Consider the following 24,534-nt stretch of genomic DNA (forward strand, 5'->3'; position numbering starts at 1 on the left):
TATCCTTTAGCCTGACGGATATAGCTACAGCTAGTGCATCAATTCAACAAATCCAAAGAGCCTGCTCCAAAGTAGTCTTGTTTAACACTGGAGAAACGCAAAACAGCCATAGATTAGCTGTTTTGCGTTGTAATGTCCCGCTTATTGTTTCTGTGCTTTAATCAGGTCGATAAACGCTACGATATTTTCAATTGGGGTATCACCTTCGGTGGCATGCGAAGGACAGAAAATATAACTGCCTTCCTTACCTAGTTCCAAAAGGTGCTTTGTTTCTGCAACCACATCTTCAACGGTGCCATAAGGCAAGGTCTTCTGGGTTGAAAGACCTCCGTGGAAAGTAACCTTGCCGCGGTAGGTATTTAATAAATCATCCACATCAAGAACCTCCGGTTGAAATGGGTTGATAGAATTTACACCTGCCTCAATTAACTCGGGGATAATCTCTGCAATATCACCACAGGAGTGTATCAATTGGTATTTTCCGTGCGCTTTTGTATTGGCATACATTCTTTTGAGTTCAGGATACAGAAATTCCATCCAAACCTCTTTACCCATCATCAGCTTTTGCTGAGCTCCCCAGTCATCCCCAAAATAGATACCGTCCACTTCAGGATAACGGGTACATACATTGTTGATAACGGCAATGTTGAAGTCCGCTATTTTACGAAGCAGGTCTTTAACAAAATCGGGATACATCATGAAATCAAGGAAGGCATTTTCCATTCCTCGTAAAGTCCAATAACGTTCAAATAGGCTGAAACCAATACTGTAAAGGACGAATTTATCCTTGTTGGCTGCAATTTTCTCTTCTATGCCCGCATATAATATGGGATCGTCGGTATCAGGAAATTCATAACCTTCCAAAGTAGGTTCCGGTATAACAAGACCTTCCACGTTACCAATATCCTTTTCCAGTGTCATATCCCATACAACACCAAAAATGTCTTTTTTACGGTTGTTGCCTATGTCAATTTTAAAGCCGCTGGATTGCCCAAGTTTGATAAAGTGATTGTCGACCAATGCCTCTACGTCCACATCCTCGCCATAGTGGGCCTTCATTTTTTCCAGCGCCTCTATGGTGAATTTACAGTCCCATGGCACATAAGGAGGTTTTTTACCGTCCAGCACCATTTTTATTACCTCTTTCTTAGTCATTGTATATGGTTGTTGTTTTATGAATCAGATTGATTTAGACTATTTTACCGCTTCCTTAATAGGTTCTACGTGCGTGCCCAGGGCAGTTTTAACACCATAAATCTCACATGCTATTCCTGTTAATTCCTTATACGTATTAAAAACATCTTTCTTAAAATCTTCCAGCTTATCTTTATAAACCAAAGATACCATACATCCACCAAAGCCGGCACCAGCCTGACGCGAAGCCACAACACCAGTGGCAGTGCTCATGGCTTTGTACATATGTTGCATGGCATCGTTTGATATCTCAAACAGGTCCCTGGCGCCCGTAAACGATCTCTCAAAGATGTCCTTCAGTTGATCAACTTCACCATTTGTTAACGCATCTTCCAATTCGTGCGTACGGTTGTTTTCTTCAATAATAAATTCAGCACGTTTGGCCGCATCGGCAGACAGCTTGTCTTTATGCTCATGGAAAAACTCAATACTTACATCGCGTAACGCCTTAATATCAGGATCGATTTTGGCAAATACAGCAACCGCTTCCTCGCATTGTGCACGACGATCGTCATATTCGGAACCATGCAGTTGGCGGGGCTTGTTGGTATTACAGATGGCCACCATTATTTCTTTCGGCCAGCTAACCTGCGCATGTGTCAATTCGCGACAATCTAATTTGATGACCTTATGTCGCTCTCCAAAAATGACCGAATATTGGTCGAGAATACCACAATTTACACCCACGTACACATTTTCTGCACGCTGGCATAGGAGCGCCATTGTTTTGTTATCCATTTCAAAACCCGATGTTTCAGCTAACATGGCCATGGTCATGGCTTCCAGTGCAGCGGAACTCGACAGCCCGGAACCAATAGGAATAGTGCTACAGAATGAACCCGTAAATGCTTTTAACTCGATTTTCTCATCTATGAGTACTTTAACCACGGCACTAATGTATTTTGCCCAATCTCCACCTTCAATAATCTCGCCTGTTTCAACGTTAATTCTTGTTTTATCGTTCAGGTTGCATGAGTACATCTCAATAACACCCGTATCATTGCCGGAAAACGCGCAGTCGATAACCAAATTTACAGGCATGGTTACCACGTAGCCATGGTTGTAATCCGTATGGCTTCCCATTAAATCAACCCGGCCGGGAGAGTAGGCGTAATAGCTGGGTTGTGTTTGATATAGTTCACTAAACTTACTTAATACTTCGTTGTTCATGATGTCTGATTTTAAAATTTTAATACGGTTTTCATAGATTTAGGGCAATGATAATCAGTGTCTTGATGAAATTTAATAAACATCAGGTTATCCATTTGTCTATAATCTAACGATCTGATGTTATTATTGCCTTATTGTATTATTATAGTTAACAAAAGTAGACTAAGGATATTGGAATATTTTTCATACAATTGATTTTTGTTTAGTTATATTTGCCTGTGTTACTTTTTTGGGCAAATATCTTTATTATGATTCCATATATTGAGAAAATAGAACTAGACAAAGGAAAATCATTTTACGTCGGGACATATTCCGGAAAGTATTTTGAGCGTTCGTGGCACTATCATCACGAGTTTGAATTGTTATTAATAACCAAAGGATACGGAACAAGGGTGATAGGCGATAATAGGAGTCAGTTTGCGGTTGGGGACCTTGTATTGATTGGAGGGAATATTCCACATGCCTGGTTTTCCGATCCCGTTTTTTTCGAGGCTGATAATAATGAAACCTGTGAATCGGTTTATCTTCAATTCGATCGATCGATATTTGGGACACGTTTTGCCAGTCTGCCCGAAATGCAATCTATCCAATCCCTGTTAAACGCAGCAAGATACGGTCTAAGATATTCTCCCAAAGATGAATTTGTGGATATTGTAAATTTAATATGTGATTTTCCTTCCTATGATGGTGTTGACCGTCTCCTGAATTTGATTAAGATATTGGATTTGTTTGAGAAAGGTCATTGCGAACCCATTGTTTCGAAAGCATATTTTGATAGTATTTTTGTGACTAAATCAGTAAGAATAAAGAAAGTACATGAATATGTCATGAATAACTACATGGTAGATGTGAGTGTGCAAAAGGCGGCCGAACTATCCGAAATGAATGTGAGTTCCTTTTGCCGCTTCTTTAAAAAAGTTACCCACAAAACCTTTTCGCAATTTGTAAAAGAAACGAGAATTGACTTTGCGCAACAGTTATTAATAAATACCACCCTCACTTCCAACCAAATCGGATTTGAATGCGGCTTTAGTTCGGTGGCCTATTTTAACCAGTGTTTTAAAGCTATCAGCGGAGTTTCCCCGTTGGAATACCGGGCCAATTTTAAAAAGGTGTAATAGTACCTGAAGTTGAGTCTCGACATATAAGTAACGGTACAGATGGATACAAAGTCACAGAGCCGTTAAGTTATGCCGCAATAAGAAATAATTTTTAAGAAAAAAAAGAAACACCCTTTTGTCAGAGGGTGAATAAAGGAGAATATGTTTGCTCGTGAATAGTCCTGATGATAATATAACTAAACGATTGGTAATATAACCATAAAAAATGGTTTACAGGAAAGTTAATTTTGTGTTTTTGGTACTCTAGCGGTAAAACAATATTGAAAAATGAAAAATCTATTTACAACAATTCTCTTATTAATTCTCTTTTTGGGGTCAAATGCCCAATCATCGCGTCATGTTGAAGATTTTAACTTCAACTGGAAATTTAATTTGGGAGATGTGCCTGAAGCAAGAAACGTTGATTTTAATGATGACGACTGGAGGGAATTGAATCTGCCGCACGATTGGTCTATCGAGCAAAATTACACTACCGAAAACACATCAGGGTCAACAGGTTTTTTGCCCGCCGGTATAGGATGGTACCGTAAAAAAATCAGTGTTTCGGAAGCATCAAAAGATAAACTGACCTTTATTGAGTTTGATGGAATTTATAATAATTCAGAGGTTTGGATCAACGGGCATTATTTGGGCAAGCGTCCTTATGGGTATAGCGTATTTGGATATGAGCTTACACCTTATTTAAAAAAGGGTGGTAATAATGTAATATCTGTAAAGGTAGACCATTCTAATTACGCCGATTCACGTTGGTACACAGGTTCCGGCATATACCGAAACGTACGATTGGTAACTACTTCAAAAACATATGTTCCACAATTTGGCGCTTGGGTAGAGACTCCGAGAGTTAGTTCGGCACAAGCTATCGTGAAAACATTTGCTGTAATCAAGACACCTGAAAAGCAGAGGTTAACGGTTAAGGTGTCCATAAAAGACAAATCAGGCAAAGTGATCGGTAGCCACAGCCAGCGGGCAGTTGTCTCAGGAATCGACACCCTAGCATTGGCAGTAAAAGTGCCCAAGCCAAAATTTTGGAGCATCGAACAAACAAACATGTACAAGGCAGAAGTTCAGGTTTTGTCTGGTAAAACCCTACTGGACGAATACCCGATTGACTTCGGGATCCGCACATTCCGTTTTGATGCCAACAAAGGTTTCTATTTAAACGAGAAGAATATCAAGCTAAAAGGAGTTTGTTTGCACCATGACGCCGGTGCTGTTGGTGGTGTTTTTATCAAAGATGTTTGGAAACGAAGATTAAACGGGTTGAAAGACATTGGTGTCAATGCCATTCGAATGTCTCATAATCCGGCTGACCCGGGCTTGTTACAGCTGTGCGACGAGTTGGGCTTTGTGGTTATTAACGAGGCGTTGGATGAGTGGAGAAAAAATAAGGACAAGTGGATTACCTCGCGTTTTGCCAAGGATATGCGTCCGGAACTTAAAACAGGTTATGGGGATATATTTGAGGAATGGGCAGAACGTGATGTGAAGGATATGGTGCGCTATTCCCGCAATCATCCGTCCATCATTATGTGGAGTATGGGTAACGAAATTGAATGGACTTATCCTTATTATTATAAAATGGAAAAAAGCAACCAGGGATTGGGAAATCAGGTATTGTCTGAAATTGAAGAAGATGGAGGTGATGAATTAAAAGCAACAGCGGAGGAAATTGAACGTTGGATTAAAGAGGTGGATAAAACCCGTTATGTTACTGCAGGTGGTGTTTTACCAAAAGCCGGAAATATGACAGGTTACTTTGATGTGCCGGATGTGATTGGTTATAACTACCGGGCAGTAAATTACGATGAGGACCATAGGAACTATCCTAACCGATTGATGTATGGTTCGGAAAACTGGGGGACCTACCAGGAATGGAAAGATGCGGTTGACCGAGACTTTGTAGCCGGTATTTTTATTTGGACAGGAATTGCGTATCTGGGAGAGTCCGGCCCATTCCCTTGGAAGGGTTTGGAGATATCGTTGATGGACTTTGCCGGATTCTTTACGCCCCGCGGCCATTTTTATAAAACACTTTGGAACGATGAACCATCGATATATTTGGCGACCAAACATGCTAAAAAAGCGCAATGGATTTATGAGGACGGAAAATGGGTGGATAACCGGGTAAGGTTCTGGCTGGATAAATGGTTGTTCGAAGATGTGGACCCCACATGGAATTACGAAAAAGGGGATCAGGTGTTTGTTGAGGTGTATTCTAACTCACCTAAGGTTGAGCTATTTGTGAACGGTAAAAGTTATGGAGTTAAAAGCCCCCACGATTTTGAGGATCATATCGTAAAATACCTGGTGCCGTATCAGGAAGGAGAGATAAAGGCTGTGGGTATAAACGGTGATAAAACAGTATCCAATTACGCATTAAGATCCGCCAAGTGGGTAACGAAAGTTCAATTAAAAACCGACAGAACTACCATGAAAGCCAATGGTTATGATGTGGTACATATTGAAGCTAATTTAACAACGGGTAAAGGAGATATTGTACCCGATAAAGAAATGCAACTCGTATTTGAAATAGAGGGTGAAGGCATCAATATTGCGGTGGATAACGGATGGGACAGAAACGTGCAGAGTCATAAATCAAACCAAATTGTAACACATAACGGTAAAGCTTTGCTGTTGATTCAAAGCACGAGAAAAGCGGGAGAGATAACGATAAGGGCGAAGGCCGGGGCGCTTACTTCAAACGAGATTGTGATAAAAACCGAAAAATAACCTTATTGGGCTGTATCAAAAGTATAATAATGCCATTCGGGGCGCGACTTTCAGTCACGCCCCGAATGGTCACCTAAAAATAAGCTTAACTTAATGCTTGTATAGTAAAGGGTTATTTTTTAATGATTTTAAAAGTCTTGATTTCTTTTTCATCCCCGCTGATCCGAAGCAAATAAATACCTGGAACCAGGTTAGTCATGTCTATACTTGCAGGATTACTTTCTATCTTATTAGTTTTCAAGATTCGTCCACTTATATCGAACAGCTGATAGGATAAATTGGACAGTTCAATCCCTTTGATGCTGAGAGATACAGAATTGTTGATTACCGGATTGGGGTATATTTCTAGGTCATATTCATCTTTTACCTGAAAATATGAGGTCGGTATATCGAGCCTGGTTTGCAGAAATCCCTGTGTTAAAAAGGATTTGCTGCCCGTATATGTCTCCGCGACCAATTCACCGATACTCCAGCTAATTACATAGCCGGAATGCTCATTGGATGAACCGGATGCATTCAATACTTCCTGCGCGAAAAGGCACTGTACAGATAAAATAAAGCATCCTATTGTTAAAAACTTCTTCATATCAGTTGTCGTTAAGGTTTATAGGTCACAAAAGAAAAACTCATGTCTTCAAACTCATTATCCGTATTTTTGGTATATACATATAGTCTTCCTGCTCCGGATGAGATTGATGAAAAGCCGTAAGTGCCAATAATTGAAACAATGGTGATGTATTGCTGGTAATGGTACGATTCGCCATCGATGGTTATGAAATATCTGCCTGTGCTTTTTTCAACCGTAAAATTACCCGTACTGGCAGCGATGGTTCCGTTGGCATTTACAACACCATAAGCAATTGGAACCATATTGGCAGAACTGGTATTGGAGGTATGTAGTTCGTGGGATATTTTAACAACCCCGTCTTCCTGTACTTCCAGTCCAACCAAGTTACTGTGGTGAGCCGATATCCGGTAGTTTTCATGTCCCGCAAACAAACCGGCCCTGAACTTACGTGTCCCGTCGGTAGCGAATATTAGGTAGGCCGAGCTGGAAGCCACATTGTATCTGCCCAAATCGATATATGCACTCCCTGCGGTACCGGTAAGAATTGCGGAGGCATTTTCGCCCCTGATCTGAAACATTTGCGGGTACGAAACGCTAAAATCTCCAATGCCAACCCGTCCCGTAGGATAATAAATGCTGGTACCCTCGGCATGCCAAAGTTCATTGCCGGGAATGGTAACACTGCCTCCGCCGTTCGACAAGGTAAGCTCTCGTCCGCTTAAGCCAAGCGTCTGGATTTCGTTGCCGGGGTCGGCATCCGCATCGTCAATTTCATCGTTCGTGACCGTGTATGCATGAAACGCATAAGGAACCGATACTAATTGGGAAGTCCCCATATGTATAAAGCTGGTTCCTCCGGTTAAGTCCAGTTCAACTTTGATAAAATGGGGTGCCAGTCCCCATCCTCCCGGACCAAAAATACCGTCCACAGGTCTACCTTCTCCTATTCTAAGCGTAACCAGCCCAAATGCATTTGTGGTTACCGAATGTGTTTCACTGTACATCACCTTCCCGGTTTCAGATTCTTTTAATATGCTAATCCTGAAAGAGACTAATTGATCTGGAACAACCTCTCCGGAACTGGTACGAACTACAGCCTGGTAATTAAAAGCCTCTGGCACCTGAGCAATTAGCACGAAGCCTAAAAATGTCAGTTTAATCAAACAAAGTAATCTTTTCTTCATGGCAGTTTGTTTAAGTGAAAATCTGGGTCTTGGATATATTTATTTATATCAATGCCATTTTTATAAGAGCTTGCATATTAGTTAAGTTACGAATGTTGTGCAGGCTAGTCAAGAAAAAAGATGGTGTATGCGCAAGGGGAGGCATATTTCGTATACATAGTAAATAGCGCTCTGTATTGGCTTGCTTTAGTTTAGCATTTACTCCGGACCATGGATTGGCATGATAATCTATAAGTATTTGTGGCCTTTACCTTTAAATTGATGATTGGTTCAAAACGTTTCATGGTAGGTAGTTTAAAAAAAGCATAAAACAAAATCAAGGTTGTTGGGTTGTATATTTGTACTAATACGATTAATAATGTATTTGTAGTATGTAATATACTAATAAACAGATTTATAAAATAGTATGTCAAAAGAAAAAGTTAAACAAATACGAGATTATTCATTGGTGGGAAAAGAGTCTGAAAGGGCGATATCCAAAGGGTTGGCCGGGGCGGTTTGGTATACTTCGCCTATCCCAAGAGCTAAAATGATCGAATTACTGCAAAGAAGAAATGGTCCGGCGGTTAGGGACACCTTGTTATGGCTTGGGTTAATTATTGGCTTTGCTTTTTTAACGGTCAAACTTTGGGGGAGTTGGTGGGCAGTGGTTCCTTATTTGGCGTATTGCGTATTATATGCTTCTACCTCGGATTCTCGTTGGCATGAATCGAGTCACGGAACGGCTTTTAAGTCGGATTGGATGAACAATGCCCTGTACGAGATGGCCTCGTTTATGGTATTCCGCCAATCAACGGTTTGGCGTTATAGCCATACCAGGCATCATAGCGATACCCTGGTTCGGGGTCGAGACCCTGAGATATCGGTTCCCCGTCCTCCGGATATCAAAGCCATTATTCTGAATTTTTTTGGTTTAAGCGCTCCGCCAAACGAGATGCGTAAAATTATGATCCATGCCAGCGGTAAAATTGATGAGGAAGTGGCCACTTATTTACCTGCATATGAAAACAAAAAAGTGATTTTCAAGGCACGTGTTTATCTGGCTATTTATTTGACGGTTATACTGGCATCCATTCTTTTTAAAACACCTTTCCCAATTATGTTTATCGGGCTTCCTACTTTGTTTGGTTCCTGGTTGATGCCTATCTATGGGCTTACCCAGCATGCAGGATTGTCAGAAAATGTTTTGGATCACCGTTTGAATTGTCGTACTGTTTATATGAACAGGATTCATCGTTTCCTGTATTGGAACATGAATTATCATATCGAACACCATATGTTTCCATTGGTTCCTTATCATGCCCTGCCTAAGCTACACGAGTTAATGAAAGATGATTGCCCTCCACCTTATAGGGGAATTATCAACACTTTTAAAGAAATTATTCCGGCTGTGCGTAAGCAAGTGAAAGATCCTGGATATTTTGTCGAAAGGGAACTCCCAAGCGAATCCATTCCGCAACAGATAAATGAATCGGTCAGCATCAAAAAAGAGGATGCAGATAAGGATGGTTGGATTAAAGTCTGTTGTGAGGACGAGATGGTTTATAACGAAATATTACGTGTTGATTGTGGAGATGCAACTTTTGCGTTGTACAAATTACCGGGTGATAAGTTTTATGCCACCGAAGGTATTTGCACGCACGGAAATACACATCTGGCTGATGGATTAATTGTAGGTAACCAGATAGAATGTGCCAAGCATAATGGACGGTTTAAAATTGAAGATGGTTCGGTGCAACGACCACCGGTGTGCCTGGGATTGTCAACCTATGAGGTGAAAACCAAAGATGGATTCGTTTATTTAAATCTAAATGCATCCTATCATTACGATGCACGGGATAGGATACCATTTAAAGTGGTGAGCAATGATAACGTGGCCACCTTTATTAAGGAGTTGGTTCTGGAACCGATAAATGGAGATGCCTTCAATTTTAAACCTGGCGAATATATCCATCTCGAGATTCCGGCACATCAAACCAGGTTCAAAGAAATGCTGATCACTGAACCTTACCGTTCTGCCTGGGAGCAACTTAAACTTTTTGAGAACTTTGCTTCCAATCATACCAAAACACGGCGTAATTATTCCATGGCCAATAATCCCTTTCAAGAGAAACAGCTTCGGTTTAATGTTAGAATTGCTACTCCACCACCAGGAAAAAATGTGAAGGCGGGAGTAGGTTCGTCCTTTGTGTTTAACCTGAAAGAAGGGGATTTGGTGAATGCCACCGGACCGTTTGGCGATTTTCATATTAAAGACACGGACCAGGAAATGGTTTATATTGGAGGAGGAGCAGGGATGGCTCCTTTGCGATCCCACATATCGCATTTGTTCGAAACGGAAAAAACGAAGCGAAAAGTCAGTTATTGGTACGGGGCGCGCTCTCTTCAGGAATTATTTTACGAGGACTACTTTAATGAATTGGCAGACAAGCATCCTCATTTCGATTTTCATGTGGCCTTATCCGAGCCGCTCCCATCTGATAATTGGGAATCGCATGTGGGGTTTATTCATCAGGTAGTGGAAGAGCAATATCTGAAAAAGATTAAAGATATAGGTAATGTTGAGTTTTATTTATGTGGTCCACCAGCCATGATTGAAGCATGTAAAGACCTTTTGGCAAAATATGGTGTTCACGAAGAGGCGATAGCATATGATGAATTTTGAAGTCTTGTTATACTGAACAAATTTATAATCTAATCAAATATGGAAATCAAATATATATGCCCTTATTGGGGAAGTGAAACGCTTTCCCCAAAAACTTTTGTTCAAAAAGCCCTGGCTGGCGGTTACGATGGTGTTGAAATGAATTTTACTCCCGAGCAAGGATTTGATAAGGAAGTAAAGGAAACCTTTAAGGAAACAGGGGCTGTTTTTATTGCACAGCAATGGTTGCCGCCCAAAAATGAAAGTGTAGACGAATATCGTAAACGTTTGGTGGATCGATTAAAATTTTTGGCCTCTTTTAAACCTGTATTCATTAACTCACATACAGGCAAGGATTTCTTTTCATTTGAGGATAATAGTAGCTTGATAGAAAGTTGTCAACGGGTTATAATAGAAACCGGTGCACGAATTATCCACGAAACACACCGAGGACGGTTTAATCATCATGCATTTAGTTTGTTGCCTTATTTGGAGAAATATCCGGAACTTGAGCTGAACGCCGACTTTTCTCATTTTTGTAATGTTTCGGAAAGTTTGCTGGAAGACCAGGAGCATATTCTTGAGAAGATAATTCCGCATTGCAGGTATATTCATGCCCGTGTAGGGTTTGATCAGAGTGCCCAGGTAAACCATCCTTTTGCCCCTGAATGGAAGACGAACCTGGATAGGTTTGTTGGTTGGTGGCAAAGAATTATCGACCTGGCTAAGGAAAGGGGAGAAGAGGTGTTTTATATCTGTCCCGAATTTGGCCCATACCCGTATATGCCAAGGCTTCCGTTTACACAGAAGGAAGTTAGTGATCAGTGGGATATCAATAAACAGATGATGGAATACCTGAAAGAAAATTTGCAATAGAAGGTTAATCCAAACTATTTTACACATACCCCTGACTAAGTGTCAAACTATGGCAAGGGTAGATTCTGTTACATAATCTGAAACCATTAATTACAAATTTCTGAATGATTCAAGGGGTGCTCAAACGTTTCTTTTTTATACCAAATGAGCTGATCTCGCAAATTCTTCAACAGCCATTTCTAAATACCGGCCCGCATATTTAATTGAATCGTCTAAACTTATGGAAAGATCTCTGGTTTCTTTTAGGTAATGAACTCCCAATTCAGGCAATTTCTCCGGCGCCAATTCGCTGATGCCACAAAAAACAGCCAGCTTTTGGGTGGTCAGTGAATCCATCACCCCCTTAATTACCTTGCCCGAGAAAGTTTGTTCGTCCAGTTTTCCTTCGCCCGTAATAATCCAGTCTGCACCTACAATATTTCTGTCAAAGTTGGCCTCGTTTTTTATCAGATCGATGCCGGAGTTGAGCTGGGCATTTAAAAACAAAATACTCCCAGCACCCAGTCCGCCTGCAGCCCCGGTCCCGGGTATATGCTGTAAATCTTTATGAAACTGGTTTTTAACAACGGCGTTGTAGTTTCTTAAGCCAGAATCCAGTTGTTTTACAGTTTCGTAAGAGGCTCCTTTTTGTGGGGCATAGGTATATGCAGCCCCGTTGATCCCGAACAAGGTATTATCCACATCGCAAGCCACATCAAAATTTACGTTTTTAATACGAGGATTTACCCGTGAGCTATCTATTTTGACCAGTTTTATTAAGTCACTTCCTTTACCTTCCAACTCCTTGTTGTTCACATCAAAGAAGCGATACCCAAGCGCTTTTGCCATTCCTAATCCACCGTCGTTGGTAGCACTTCCCCCAATACCCAAAATAATATGTTTGACACCCTTGTTGAGCGCATCCGCAATTAATTCACCGGTCCCGAAAGTGGATGTTTCCAGCGGGTTCAGTTCTTCGTTTTTTAATAGCCGAATACCCGAAGCTTCTGCCATTTCGATGTAAGCCGTTTTTTTGCTTTCGGAATATAAGTAGGATGCGTTAATTTTACGGTATAGCGGATCGTGCACTTCTAAGGTGATCATTTCTCCATCCAGGTAATATTTGAGCACTTCAATAGTACCGTCGCCTCCATCTGCCAGGGGAAGTTTGACGATTTCAATATCGGAAACATGTTTTTTGATACCTCGTTCCACCGCATCACAAAACTCCAATCCAGTCAGCGAACCTTTAAATTTATCCGGGGCAATTATTATTTTCATTGTGTAAGGTTAATCACAAAGTAGGAATATTTATTATACTGCATAAACGCAAAAAGGAATATTGTAGTGTTTTTCAGATAACCAAGGTTTCGTTTATAGCGCAGCCTTCGGTAGTGTTGACAAGTTGTTATCCAGGTTCGATATTTTATTTTTTTTCGAATCAATTTTACGTACACCTTTAACCCGTCATATGCATTAGGAATCCTGTTACGCAATTCAGCTACTTCAAAACAAGGCGTTTCGCTGATTTGCTTCATCTCACCAGAGGGTGCTGCCTCGTTTTGGCAACTCCTTGTTTTATGGTATTTTAAATGCTCATTTTGCACCTCTAATACGATAATCCGGCTTTAACTAACGTTCCGTTTGGGGTATACCTTCAAACTGATAGGATCAGAATACTTCACGGCTAATTAATAATTGGTTTTTTATAGGGTATGGTAAACGAGAATTTGGAACCTTTGCCAAGTTTTGAGTCTACCCAAATAGATCCACCCAGTATTTCCACCAGGCTTTTCGAAATAGATAAACCTAAACCTGTTCCTCCATGCTGCCGCATAATTTGAGGATTGGCCTGCGAAAACCGCTCGAATATTTTTTTCTGCTCTTCATTGGCAATCCCTATACCGTTATCTTCCACAAAGAACTCAACAAATGCATCCCTAATAATGGAATAACCCATACGAATAGTGCCGTCAATTGTAAATTTTACCGCATTACTAATTAAGTTGCTTAATATCTGTTTAAGCTTACCGTCATCAGTTAATAGTATCAATTCTTCTTGATTTTCAGGATATATTGTAGTTAGCTCAACCTTATTTTCTAACACTTTTTTACTAAAGAAGGATAACATGGTTTGAAATACATCGGAAACATTAACAATGGTGTTATTGACCTGAATTTGACCTGTTTCTATCTTCGAAATTTCCAGCACATCGTTGATAATATCAAGCAATTGGTGGCCACTTTTAACAATAACCGAAGTGTAATATTCCCTTTCGGCAGGGTTCATGGTTTTTGACGATAATAACTCGGAAAAGCCAATGATACCATTCATGGGTGTCCTTATTTCGTGCGACATGTTTGCCAAAAACGAGGATTTTAAATGGTCGCTTTCTTCGGCTTTTTCTTTTGCCGCTATCAATTCTTTTTCCGCCAGCTCCTGGGTGGTAATGTTTCTAACTATAGCTAAGGTATGTTCCGGATCAAGAAACACCATTCTGGACTCAAAAGTTTGAAGGCCACCTTCAACTGGGAGTTGGTACTTATACGTTTCAATATTTTTATTTCGGAGTACTTTGGCAATCTTCTCAATTGTTAGTTCGGCAATGTCAAGCGGCAATATTTTCGTAACATTCTGATTTAAGAAATCGACGGCCTTTTTAAACAGTTTCGATTCGTCGTTGCTGTGATAGTCGGTAATATTCCCGGATCTGTCAAAGGTAAACATCATGTCGGGTATGGCAGATAAAAGGCTGTTTGTTTTTGCCATATTGTCGGCCAACTTTTGGTTCGACAATTTCAGATCGTGAACAAGTTCCTTCTCTTTGCTCACATCGGTAAGCGTTCCAAAGCCTTTCGGCTTATTATCTTTAAATAACATTAAACCGCTACCTAAAATATGTATGGGTTTATTATTCCTGGATAAAACTTTAAATTCTTCTTTCCAGGCTACACCATTTTTTTGAGCCTCACTCCATAGTTTGTTTATTTTGTTACGGTCTTCTTCATGGATGAGTAGGTTTAACTCCGAAAATTTGTTAATCGAACTAAATTTTTTTTGAATAACAGAAGGATTCCCGTACCAGGTTAACCCATCACTGGAGGGGTCCCATTCGTAAATAATGTCGGATATATTGGTCGCTACCAATCTAAACTGTTCTTCGCTTTCTCTCAGCGACATTTCGGCGAGTTTAGTTTCTTCAATGTCCTGAGCGATGCCATGGATGCCCATAAAGACGCCATCTTCTCCATATACCGGGCGCATGGAGCAGCGTATCCAATGAAATGTGCCGTATTTATTTTTTATTTTAACTTCGGAAATAACAGTAGAACCAAATTTCACCTTTTGCAGGGCGTCGTTAAAGGTAATTCTGTGACTTTCGAATATAAAATTGATGAAATGATACCCGATAACTTCATCGGCGGCATACCCTATCAATAACTTAATGACCGGGCTAACATAGGTGCAGATACCATTAGCATCTATCGAAAAAATAACGTCGTTAATTTTCTCTACCAGTTCGCGATATTTATTTTCACTCGATTTTAACGCATTCTCTATGTTGGTCCTGGTAGTGGTATCCTGAAGAATACCTATTCCACCAACAATTTTTTGATTTACAAAAACAGGGGACGCCTTAAGGAGGATATTAACTTTGGCACCGCTCGTGGAGGTGAGGTATTCGCCGTCGTACTCTTCCTCAACGCCCAAAAGTGCACTTTGAAGTATTGGAAGTACTCTTTTATCATGAATTTTTTTCATGTTAAGCCCCAATAATACCTGCTTGTCCGATTTAAGTATCTCAGCAAATTTTTCGTTCAGATCGGTAATAATCAGGTTTGTGTCAAAATAAAATATACCAATGGGGGAGAAACGAAAAAAATGTTTCAGTTTCTCATCTTCGCTCAGTAGTAAATCTCTGGTAATATTGTGTTTATGACGTTCTTTGTTGGCGTATAATATGTCTTCCTCTATTTGTATTTTAATGGTTTCAAGCTGATTTGTTTTTTCATCGGAAATATAACTTTGTTCCCTGGAGTACATACATAAACTAGCAAAACACTTGCCATTTTCGTCAACCACCGGAACACCGTACAAACATTTTAAACCGGCTTGTCCTTCCAAGGTTTCTTTGTTTTGGGAGTTTTGCAGGTTGTCAATAGAATAAGCTTCTGAATTGTCGATAATGATTTTGCTGAGACTATTTCTGATATCTTTATTAAAGAAGATGTTGTTTTCGCTTGGCGAGTTATAAGCGATTGCCGTTAAATTACCCTCTTTTAATTCGGCTAGTAGAACGATGGAACAATTCATTAATTCGGCATAAATGCCAAATTGTCCTTTCCAACGTTTTAGGTAATAATTATAATTGTGACCGGATAAATTCACAGTTTTTCTTTATGGTTATGAGGTAGTGATAATTTTAAAAAATACGAAACCACAAAATAAAACTAAATATCACGATAGCCTAAATTATTTAAGCAACAACAGTTTTTTTTTGAGCAATGTACTTATTCTGAGATTTAGTACTCCAATTATTTTAGGTGAGTTGTTGTTTAAGATATTTTCCTAAAGATATAACTATTGGATCGTTTCAAGCTGATGGTAGGTGAAAAAAGTGGTTTTGTTTTTTTTAATATCAAAATAAAATGTCTCATGACTTTGACCCGAACCGTTTACCTGCAAATGCACTTGGTGGTTTCCGGCCTGTAATGGTATTCTTGTATAATGTATGGCATAGGGCAGGGATTGCCAGTTTCGTGTGTCCGCCTTTTCTGTTAAAGCATTTACAATACTGACAATAGAGCCCAGGTTTTTGTTTTCTTTATTGGCCAATGATTCCAGCGCCTTTTTTGTGGCAAGCCTGGCAATGCTGTTCGCCATTTCTCTGGCCATTCTGTCTTTTAACGATTGAAATGCGATGGCATTAATATCCTCGGACAATTCCAATTGATATTGTTGGTTGTTGGTTCGTAATCGTGCTTGCGAAAATTTAGGTTTCCTTTCTACATATTTGGGAAAGGCCACACGAACAAAAGATAAGTTCATAAATGCACCTTGTTCTTCCCGCTTTCTGTTACCCACGTATACGGGAAAGTTTAACCCATAATTCTCGTTGGCAAAAGTAACCCATCCGTTGTTAAATCCGGTGTTGGTAAAGTTTATACTCCATTCCGATTTTACGGGGCCAAAACCGTTCATCCATAAAAACACGAGCGATCCTTCGTCATCGTTTTTGGGGGTGTATTCCAGTGAGAATTTATCCTTGTAAAAGTTATATTCTTGCATAAACCCTACCTGGTATGCAACACGTAACAGGTCCTTTTTTAACTGTTCCGGCGCAGAAATGTTAAAGAGCTTTTTATAATCATTTTCATAGGTGTCGTATGCGTTTCTATAGGCAATAAAAGCATTGTTTTTATCGCCGGATGCATCATAAATCATTCCCATTAGGTTATGGGCGAAAGCATCGTTGGCGTATTTGTTTGTGTTTTTTTTGTATTTATCGTTCAGTTGTTGTAGTTGAATGTTTACCCTTCGGCATTCTACCAGCGCATCCTCGTATTTTTCGAGCATCAGGTAATTTAACGACTTGTAATAATGCACCATCACGGTTTCAAAATCCTCCGGTTTATAAGGCTTCACCATGGGGTTCGAAAGCAGGGATAACGCTTCCGATCCAAAACTTTTTTTATAGTCTTCGTTGTATAGGTCGGCTTTTTCCAAATAGGTATTGCTTACCTCATATTGGCCCATCATAAAGTTAACCATACCCTTGTTCATGTAATGGAGCACCCTGTTAATACCGGTTTCACCTTTTTTATCCTTGTTTAAAAGTTTGTCGGCAGAATTAAAATCACCATCCGTAATATACGACTGAAGTTGATAGTTTTTCTGGTAGTAAGTAGCACATCCCACAAAGGTTAAGGATATAAATGCGGTGACAATTAAAAGTGCGAGTTTTATTTTTTTAATTGGCATACGAGTTAAATGTGAGCACGTGAAGTAAAAGATACTTTTGCAAGCACCATAAGCGACAAAAAAAATATCCATTCGCAGCTATTGTTATTGCGAATGGATGATATAACAGCTGTTTATTTGTTGACGTATTTTTTTATCTTTTTGTCCCCAATCCAAACTATTTCGTTGGTTTCAAGGTCAGAAAGTTCCAGATTCGTCTGATAATAGTTTACGCGTTCTTTTTTATACGTGTCCACAATGGAGTTGATGTCTCCGTTTAGCATAAAATCGGCGCCCAGTTCTTTCCCCCACTGCTTGGCGGTTTCCAGGGAAGCAAACTCCTGTTGTGCCGCACGTTCTTTTCTAAGTTCTTCTCTTTTGTCGGCAGCCTGCACAAGACGAACCCTGCCACTATTAATAAACGACCGCTCTACATCTTTAATAAAAGTCCCTGAACTAATATGTTCGTGCGATTTGTTATAAATTAAACCCACTACTACAACCGGTTTTTTACCGTTGTTTTTTTGCATATAGTTGTCGATCCATGCACCTGAAAGTACCTGGTCTACCATGGCTTCTGCCACCATTTTTGAGTCCGTGTCGTTCCATCTTCCGCTAAGGTCGATTGCTTCATCGGGAGACACCCTCTCCACTTTATGACTGGCGCAGGAAGAAAAAAGTAACGCGACGAAAAGTACGGACGAAAGTAATTTAGTTTTCATATCTAACGTGTTTTGGTTGGATAAATTTTTATATCAAATAATGTAAATATTATAATCCTGAAAAATCAATTATCGTGCCAACTAGTTATTTAAAATGCTAAGGTAATGCTTAATATTTTCTATTAAATACGCCGAATCACCTTTCTTTTTGCTCACATCTATCATCATGTCGTGTAGGCCTTTGTCAAGGTGCGCACAGCCTACTTTAAATTTTGCGTTCGACATCTTTAGGATGTATTCAATCGGAAATTCTTCGTCTTGGTATAAATCAATTAATATATCAAACGGGGTTTGCATAAAATGATCAACCGTATCGCCTTTGGGTTCGTAATACCAATTTAAATCATTAGCGTAAAGATAATGATGATGACTATCTCCAATGAGCGTGTCTCCGTTTTTATTCCTGTTGGAATAGCCCATCACTTCAACCGTAATCTTTAATTCTTTAAAAAACGATTCTAATTTTTTTACTGTTTGACGGTCGTTATCAATGGTTGAATTAAATACAATTCCTATGTCCCTGGCTTGTTTTAAGTTGCATATTACAGGTGTCCGTTTTTTCTTTTTAAGTTTTTGCTTTAACATGAAAGCACCCATTCGTATTCTAAGCTTATTATAGTAGTTCACAGAATTAATTTTCTAGAAGATCAATAAATTCGGATTCGTTCACAATTTTCACGCCGATCTTTACAGCTTTCGCTAATTTTGCAGGTCCGGTTTTATCACCCGCTACAAGATACGATGTTTTTGCCGAAACTCCGCTAAGGTTTTTGCCGCCATGTTGTTCAATGATGGTTTTAAGTTCGTCGCGGGAGAAATTAGAGAAGGTTCCGCTGACAACAAACGAGAGTCCGGTAAATTTGCCCTCGCTTTCTTTTTGTTCTTCGCTTTCCAACTGGAGGCCTGTGTTTTTCAACCGCGATATCATGGCCTGATTTTCATGGTCGGCAAAATAAGCTATCACACTTTCGGCCACTTTGGGGCCAATGTCATCCACCTCTGTTAGTTCTTCCAGCGTGGCAGCAGCCAGTTTGTCTATGGTGTTAAACTTTTTGGTCAAGGTTTTGGCTACCGTGGCGCCTACGTGTTTAATGCCCAACCCAAATAAAACATTGGAGAAAGGAACTTCTTTTGATCTGGATATGCCGTTTAAAAGGTTTTGTGTCGATTTTTCCTGGAAACTGAAAAGCTTTTTGTTTTCCTCATCACCGGAAACTCTGGTTAAGCCGTTGAGTTGATCGTAGGTTAGCGCATATATATCGCTTACGTCTTGTACCAATCCCTTTTCAAAAAGCAGGTCAACCACCTGCTCGCCGAATGAATCAATGTTCAAGGCCTTCCTGCTCACAAAATGTTCAATCTTTCCTTTGAGTTGCGGCGGACAAACCTTATCGTTGGGACAAAAGTGTGCTGCTTCTCCTTCCGGGCGAATAAGCGCTGTTCCACATTCGGGACAGTGTGTTATGAAATTAATTTTAGTGGACATGGGGTGTCGCGCACTTTCGTCGACCCGTGTGATTTTAGGAATGATTTCGCCACCTTTTTCAACATATACCATATCGGATTCATGCAAATCCAGTAGGTCAATGATGTCGGCATTATGTAATGAAGCTCTTTTTACCGTTGTGCCTGCCAGTTGAACAGGCTCCAAATTGGCGACCGGTGTTATTTTACCCGACCTGCCCACCTGGTAGTCGACGGACAGCAGTTTTGTGCGCGCTTCTTCCGCCTGAAATTTGTAGGATATAGCCCATCTGGGTGATTTAGCCGTATAACCCAGTTCATTTTGTAGGTTTATATCATTCACCTTTATCACGATACCATCAATTTCATAAGGCAGGTTGAATCTTTCACGATCCCAATAATTTATAAAATCGTTAATCTGATCCAGAGAATGGCAGCGTTTGTAATGTTCGGGAATTTTAAAACCCCATGTTCGTGCTTTTTCCAAATTGTTGGAATGAAGGGCAGAGGGCAGCTTGTCGCCCAACATATAATATAGGAAACAATCCAGACCACGCTTGGCCACATCGGAACTTTTTTTCATTTTGAGCGAACCCGCAGCAGCATTTCTGGCGTTGGCAAAAGGAGCCTCACCCTCTGTTTCACGGAGTTCATTTATTTTTTGGAATTCGGCTTTAGGAATGAAAATTTCGCCTCTAATCTCAAAATTCTCCAAGTAGTCGCCTTTTAATTGCAGCGGTATACTTCGTATAGTTTTAACATTGGAAGTTACGTCATCCCCCTTTTCTCCATCGCCCCGGGTTACGGCATGTTTCAGTATTCCATTTTCATAGGTAAGGCCTATGGCGGTACCATCGTATTTTAACTCGCACACGTATTCAATCTCATCGCCAATGGCCTTGGTTACCCTTTGGTGGAAATCCGCTATCTCACTTTCGTTGTAAGTGTTGCCCAACGAAAGCATAGGGTATTGATGGGTAATTTGCCGAAAATCGTTGGATAAATCGCTGCCTACACGTTGGGTTGGACTGTTGGGGTCAAAAAAATCGCGGTTTTCTCCTTCTAGTATCAGGAGCTTGTGCATCATCTGATCATAATCATAATCAGAAATAGTAGGCTGGTTTAAAACGTAATAATTATGGTTGTGTTGGTTAAGTTGTTCTCTTAAGTATTGTATTTCTTGTTGTATATCTTTGCTCATCATCTATCATTTTTTAGAATAGGTAACGTGTAAAAATACAATTTTTAGGCAAGGAACGAACCAGGGAAAACAAAAAAGCATGCTTTCCCTACATTTTGAGAAAGCATGCTTCAACAGTTATTAATTGGCAGATGATATTTATTGTACAAATAAAGCCCAAGCCGGGGCTATCCCCGTGTTAAAGGTCTTTATGAGTTCTTTATCTTTGTTATACATTAACAATTGACCATTTGCTGAAGTGCTTTCCGAGATCATACAGAATACGTCATTCGTTTCCGGGTTAACGGCTACTCCGTTTAAACCGTTTATGTTAGATAAAAAAGGTTCCGTTTCGAAAGTGCTGGTTGCTACATCAAAAGTTTGCAGCCCACCTACCTGAATCCAGTTTTCATCCGCATCCTGCACCCATGAAGATGCCACAAGGTAGATTTTTGAAAAATCATTATTGGCAGCCATGATGGAGCTGTATCCGGTGGAAACGCCACTTAATTGATGCACGGTATCAAGCTCGTCATTCTGCGTGTTGATATACCCAATCCCGGTTTCGGTAGAAGGAGATCCGTATGTGCTTATTAAGCTAACGTATAGGTTGTTGGAATTGTCTTTAAGGAAATAAGAAGATACAGCAGGAAGATCTATATATGTAAATTCTTCTGTGGCTAAATTCATTACGGCCACTTTCTGCAGGTAATTTAGCGCACAGTACAATTTACCGTTAACAATCTCAAGCCCTTCGGCACCACCTGCCAACGGAATCTTTTTTTCCACAACATTGGTTTTAATATTGTATTTGGCAATGTACGACAGGTTGATGTCATCCCAGATGTCGCCGCCCCAACATGAAATATACAAATAGTCACCATCACCAACACAATATCTTGGTTTAACAACATCAGAGGTGACGCCGTTTTCAGTTTGTTCCAGGAAAACATTGTCGAAATGATATACTTCGTCCTTGTTGTTTCCCATTACATAAATGTTTCCCTCGTAGCTATAGGCAAATTGCGGGTTTCCTGACATGGCAACGCCATTAATAGATTCGTATATATAATTGTTTATCGTTGAATCTGCCAGGTTAAATGATGATAGAGAACCTTTAGTACCTCCATAATTACCATAATTTACAATGTAAAGACTTGATGTTTCATCATTGCTAATAACCTCATTGTCATCCTCACATGATGAAAACAGAAATGGAACGAGGGCAAATAATAAAATTAACTTTTTCATTTTTATTGATTTATAGAATTTAATATTAATTTTTAAAATTGAATCGCACGCCTAAAGTGTAACTTACCATAGGCATGGCGTATCTATATTCGTTCTGATATTCTTCACTGAAAACATTATCGACATTCAAAAATATACGAAGCTTGTGTTTCTTTAGCTCCAGTTTTTTGTACGCGGAGATATTAAAAAGAAAATAGGGGTCAAGACTTCTTCCTTCCTCCTGATTGTAGTATCTGCTTCCGGTGTAAGATCCATTAACTTTTATACCCTGTTCTTTGTAGTTAAAATGGATAAACCCATTGGCCAGGTTTTTGGGCGTGTATTCCAGTTGACGACCAATTTTATCGGTTTGATTTTTCGATTTGTCTCTGACGGCTGTGTTGTGCGTGTAATTTGCGCCTAGTTTTATGGTTGTCCGATTGAGATTTAAAGTAGCATCCGAATGAAACTCTACCCCTTTGCTTTTTACGCTAAGTATATTAGCAGCGATCCAACCATCCGGTTTAGGAATCCACATCAACCAGTTGTCAACGTCCATATAAAAGTATTGTATATTGGTTTTAAGGGTAAACGATTCTGAACAGATGGTGTGTTTAATCCCTGTTTCAATGTTAAGTCCATCTTCGGGTTTTAAATTTTCGTTTGCCGTATAATTCGGTTGGTCCCAATAACGATCGTTTAAGGTTGGGATTCTATAACTTCTTTGTATGTTTCCTGTCAGTTTAAGGATGGAGTTTTTATTGGTCATTAGGTTATGTTCTATCCCTAAAGCCGGGGTAAATGGTGCGGTAAAATCTGTAACAAATTGCTGGCGTAGGTTGATTGATACTGTAGTGTTTGATCCTGCATTAATGAATAATGATGAATATAGATCTAGCCGGTCTTCTATTGGATTGTCTTTATAAGCATATACGTCGGGTATGATGTGTTTATATTGCGCACCTATTGCGTATTTCATACTTTTCCATCGATGGTTTAAACCAACTTCGGAAACTAACCTTTGCGTTGAGATAGATTGATTCGTATTGTCATTGTAAGTAGCATCATCGTAAACAAACCCTGCGCCGGCATGAAAATTTACTTGGTGCTTTTGGTTATTGTATTGAACCCAACTCCTCAAGTGTGTATCTTCATATATTTCGCGCTTAAGCGTGTCACTTGAATTGGCTTCTATGGTTGGTTGAACTTCGTGCCAATTATTGGCATACCAAAACATTGAAGTCAACGTTTCCTTGTCCGAGAATTTAAAATTGAACTCCTGCACAAGGTTTATATTATCGATAGCCGCATATTTTTGCTTTTCAGTTCTGTATTTTCCCGTTTCAAAGTCTTTGATTTCTGTATTCTTAAATTCGAAGTTGTTTTCTTTTTTGTAAGATAAAAGGCGGGTGACAGATTCGAATTTACCATTGCCCAAAAGAATTTTACCGCCTAACGTGTGCATCCCGAACGACCCCGTTGAAGCAAGCAGATCTACTTCTTGTCCTTGCGTCCAGTTTAGGGAAGAACCTAATCGTATGCTACCACCAATGGAACCTGAACCAACGGATGCGGAAGAACTTCCGTACAAAATGTTAACCTTGTCGAAAAGAAAGATGGGTACATTACTCGGATTAGAGCTGCCCAGGGTTAACGAGTTGAGGGTTAGTCCCCCAACCATCAAGGAAGTATGGTCGGCTGATGTACCCCTGAAATGAAAACTGGACAAGCCACCTGCATTCGATTTTATATAAATAGGAGCATAGCTGGAAAGTAATCCGGTTAGGTTTTGGGAAGCCATTTGCTCCAATTGTTCCGCGGATATATTTTGTGTTTTGCTTCCCACCTGATATTTGTTCGACACAGGAGAAACAATCTCAACCTCTAAAATATGTATGGTATCCTCGAGCACCAGGTGCGAGGTGTCACTCAAAAAATATGAGGTTTGTCCATGGACAACGGAAGCAATACCAATAATAAAAACAATCCCTACTAATCTTAGCATCTTTGTTAAAATCGTAGCTCGGATAGAATAGGAAAGATGCCCTTTGCAGAATACCTTTAACAGCCTAGCTCCCGAAGCCTTTGTTAAACTATATTGGCAGGTATTCTGACTCGTTCAAATTACTGATACCTTCCCAACAGACACGTGCCTGTCAGTGGTGTGAGACTTTCAGTAACAATTAATTGAACCTACAGCTGCGGGTACAGTTCCGGAATTTTGGTATACGCCAAGCACCGGATTCCCTTTTCATTCGCCGGTTGTTACAACCGTTGAAAACCAAATTTTGTGCAAATGTAATAAAATAATCGAGTTTTAATATTTATTCAAAATTTAAATAATTAATCAACGGGAGAACCATAGAAATAAATGGACGGTCTTTATAGTGGCTTAAATGGCAATAAATAAAAAAAACTATTTTTTCTTAAAGGATTTGAATCAGGATTATGTTTTGAATTAGATAAGTGTTTATATCAACCGAAATCTTATATTTGCATTTGAAATT

General features: G+C 39.8%; 16 protein-coding genes and 1 riboswitch. Of the genes, 4 read left to right on the forward strand and 12 right to left on the reverse strand.

Going from position 1 to position 24,534, the window contains the following annotated elements; translation table 11 throughout:
- Positions 1-141: 141 nt before the first annotated feature.
- Together ACT29I_RS01685 and galK are read right to left on the reverse strand one after the other, a co-directional pair.
- Complete coding sequence (locus tag ACT29I_RS01685) at positions 142-1,155, reverse strand: uroporphyrinogen decarboxylase family protein (protein ID WP_444792549.1); 1,014 nt, start codon at positions 1,153-1,155, stop codon at positions 142-144.
- Between the two features lie 39 nt (positions 1,156-1,194).
- The gene (gene galK, locus ACT29I_RS01690; protein ID WP_430933198.1) at positions 1,195-2,364 is read right to left on the reverse strand and encodes a galactokinase; all 1,170 of its coding nucleotides are present in this window, start codon (positions 2,362-2,364) and stop codon (positions 1,195-1,197) included.
- Positions 2,365-2,612: 248 nt separating this feature from the next.
- Between galK and ACT29I_RS01695 the strand changes: the two genes are divergently transcribed.
- Together ACT29I_RS01695 and ACT29I_RS01700 are read left to right on the forward strand one after the other, a co-directional pair.
- The gene (locus tag ACT29I_RS01695; protein ID WP_430933200.1) at positions 2,613-3,482 is read left to right on the forward strand and encodes an AraC family transcriptional regulator; all 870 of its coding nucleotides are present in this window, start codon (positions 2,613-2,615) and stop codon (positions 3,480-3,482) included.
- Positions 3,483-3,752: 270 nt separating this feature from the next.
- The gene (locus tag ACT29I_RS01700) at positions 3,753-6,218 is read left to right on the forward strand and encodes a sugar-binding domain-containing protein (protein ID WP_430933201.1); all 2,466 of its coding nucleotides are present in this window, start codon (positions 3,753-3,755) and stop codon (positions 6,216-6,218) included.
- 112 nt (positions 6,219-6,330) lie between these two features.
- Here ACT29I_RS01700 and ACT29I_RS01705 read toward each other — a convergent pair whose 3' ends face one another.
- On the reverse strand, positions 6,331-6,804 hold the full coding sequence (locus ACT29I_RS01705; RefSeq protein ID WP_430933202.1) for a T9SS type A sorting domain-containing protein: 474 nt from the start codon (positions 6,802-6,804) through the stop codon (positions 6,331-6,333).
- 11 nt (positions 6,805-6,815) lie between these two features.
- Positions 6,816-7,970, reverse strand: a complete 1,155-nt coding sequence (locus tag ACT29I_RS01710) for a hypothetical protein (protein WP_430933204.1) — start codon at positions 7,968-7,970, stop codon at positions 6,816-6,818.
- 406 nt (positions 7,971-8,376) lie between these two features.
- Here ACT29I_RS01710 and nqrF point away from each other — a divergent pair, with 406 nt between their 5' ends.
- Complete coding sequence (nqrF, locus tag ACT29I_RS01715; protein ID WP_444792550.1) at positions 8,377-10,635, forward strand: NADH:ubiquinone reductase (Na(+)-transporting) subunit F; 2,259 nt, start codon at positions 8,377-8,379, stop codon at positions 10,633-10,635.
- Positions 10,636-10,674: 39 nt separating this feature from the next.
- Positions 10,675-11,490 carry a hypothetical protein gene (locus ACT29I_RS01720; RefSeq protein ID WP_444792551.1) on the forward strand — a complete coding sequence of 272 codons (816 nt, stop codon included), beginning with the start codon at positions 10,675-10,677 and terminating at the stop codon, positions 11,488-11,490.
- Positions 11,491-11,625: 135 nt separating this feature from the next.
- Here the strand turns inward: ACT29I_RS01720 and ACT29I_RS01725 are convergent, their stop codons facing one another.
- The 8 genes from ACT29I_RS01725 to ACT29I_RS01760 all read right to left on the reverse strand — a co-directional run bounded on the left by ACT29I_RS01725 (position 11,626) and on the right by ACT29I_RS01760 (position 24,032).
- Positions 11,626-12,750, reverse strand: a complete 1,125-nt coding sequence (locus ACT29I_RS01725) for a glycerate kinase (protein WP_444792552.1) — start codon at positions 12,748-12,750, stop codon at positions 11,626-11,628.
- Positions 12,751-13,156: 406 nt separating this feature from the next.
- On the reverse strand, positions 13,157-15,859 hold the full coding sequence (locus ACT29I_RS01730) for a PAS domain S-box protein (protein WP_444792553.1): 2,703 nt from the start codon (positions 15,857-15,859) through the stop codon (positions 13,157-13,159).
- 192 nt (positions 15,860-16,051) lie between these two features.
- Positions 16,052-17,452 carry a COG3014 family protein gene (locus ACT29I_RS01735; RefSeq protein WP_444792554.1) on the reverse strand — a complete coding sequence of 467 codons (1,401 nt, stop codon included), beginning with the start codon at positions 17,450-17,452 and terminating at the stop codon, positions 16,052-16,054.
- A gap of 113 nt (positions 17,453-17,565) precedes the next feature.
- Positions 17,566-18,153 carry a penicillin-binding protein activator LpoB gene (locus ACT29I_RS01740; protein WP_430933210.1) on the reverse strand — a complete coding sequence of 196 codons (588 nt, stop codon included), beginning with the start codon at positions 18,151-18,153 and terminating at the stop codon, positions 17,566-17,568.
- A gap of 81 nt (positions 18,154-18,234) precedes the next feature.
- The gene (locus tag ACT29I_RS01745; RefSeq protein ID WP_430933211.1) at positions 18,235-18,780 is read right to left on the reverse strand and encodes a DUF6913 domain-containing protein; all 546 of its coding nucleotides are present in this window, start codon (positions 18,778-18,780) and stop codon (positions 18,235-18,237) included.
- Between the two features lie 4 nt (positions 18,781-18,784).
- Positions 18,785-20,821 carry an NAD-dependent DNA ligase LigA gene (gene ligA / locus ACT29I_RS01750; RefSeq protein WP_444792555.1) on the reverse strand — a complete coding sequence of 679 codons (2,037 nt, stop codon included), beginning with the start codon at positions 20,819-20,821 and terminating at the stop codon, positions 18,785-18,787.
- Positions 20,822-20,956: 135 nt separating this feature from the next.
- Positions 20,957-22,048, reverse strand: a complete 1,092-nt coding sequence (locus tag ACT29I_RS01755) for a hypothetical protein (protein WP_430933213.1) — start codon at positions 22,046-22,048, stop codon at positions 20,957-20,959.
- 25 nt (positions 22,049-22,073) lie between these two features.
- Positions 22,074-24,032, reverse strand: a complete 1,959-nt coding sequence (locus tag ACT29I_RS01760; protein WP_430933215.1) for a TonB-dependent receptor plug domain-containing protein — start codon at positions 24,030-24,032, stop codon at positions 22,074-22,076.
- A 78-nt stretch (positions 24,033-24,110) separates the two neighbouring features.
- A riboswitch (cobalamin riboswitch) is annotated at positions 24,111-24,328 on the reverse strand.
- Positions 24,329-24,534 lie beyond the last annotated feature (206 nt).

It is taken from the genome of Saccharicrinis sp. GN24d3 (assembly GCF_052400645.1).
Classification (GTDB): Bacteria; Bacteroidota; Bacteroidia; order Bacteroidales; family Marinilabiliaceae; genus Saccharicrinis.

Bases quoted from the DNA above. Each gene is read 5' to 3' on its own strand.
- ACT29I_RS01685 (WP_444792549.1), bottom strand. From the start codon at position 1,155: ATGACTAAGAAAGAGGTAATAAAAATGGTGCTGGACGGTAAAAAACCT.
- galK (WP_430933198.1), bottom strand. From the start codon at position 2,364: ATGAACAACGAAGTATTAAGTAAGTTTAGTGAACTATATCAAACACAA.
- ACT29I_RS01695 (WP_430933200.1), top strand. From the start codon at position 2,613: ATGATTCCATATATTGAGAAAATAGAACTAGACAAAGGAAAATCATTT.
- ACT29I_RS01700 (WP_430933201.1), top strand. From the start codon at position 3,753: ATGAAAAATCTATTTACAACAATTCTCTTATTAATTCTCTTTTTGGGG.
- ACT29I_RS01705 (WP_430933202.1), bottom strand. From the start codon at position 6,804: ATGAAGAAGTTTTTAACAATAGGATGCTTTATTTTATCTGTACAGTGC.
- ACT29I_RS01710 (WP_430933204.1), bottom strand. From the start codon at position 7,970: ATGAAGAAAAGATTACTTTGTTTGATTAAACTGACATTTTTAGGCTTC.
- nqrF (WP_444792550.1), top strand. From the start codon at position 8,377: ATGTCAAAAGAAAAAGTTAAACAAATACGAGATTATTCATTGGTGGGA.
- ACT29I_RS01720 (WP_444792551.1), top strand. From the start codon at position 10,675: ATGGAAATCAAATATATATGCCCTTATTGGGGAAGTGAAACGCTTTCC.
- ACT29I_RS01725 (WP_444792552.1), bottom strand. From the start codon at position 12,750: ATGAAAATAATAATTGCCCCGGATAAATTTAAAGGTTCGCTGACTGGA.
- ACT29I_RS01735 (WP_444792554.1), bottom strand. From the start codon at position 17,452: ATGCCAATTAAAAAAATAAAACTCGCACTTTTAATTGTCACCGCATTT.
- ACT29I_RS01740 (WP_430933210.1), bottom strand. From the start codon at position 18,153: ATGAAAACTAAATTACTTTCGTCCGTACTTTTCGTCGCGTTACTTTTT.
- ligA (WP_444792555.1), bottom strand. From the start codon at position 20,821: ATGATGAGCAAAGATATACAACAAGAAATACAATACTTAAGAGAACAA.
- ACT29I_RS01755 (WP_430933213.1), bottom strand. From the start codon at position 22,048: ATGAAAAAGTTAATTTTATTATTTGCCCTCGTTCCATTTCTGTTTTCA.
- ACT29I_RS01760 (WP_430933215.1), bottom strand. From the start codon at position 24,032: ATGCTAAGATTAGTAGGGATTGTTTTTATTATTGGTATTGCTTCCGTT.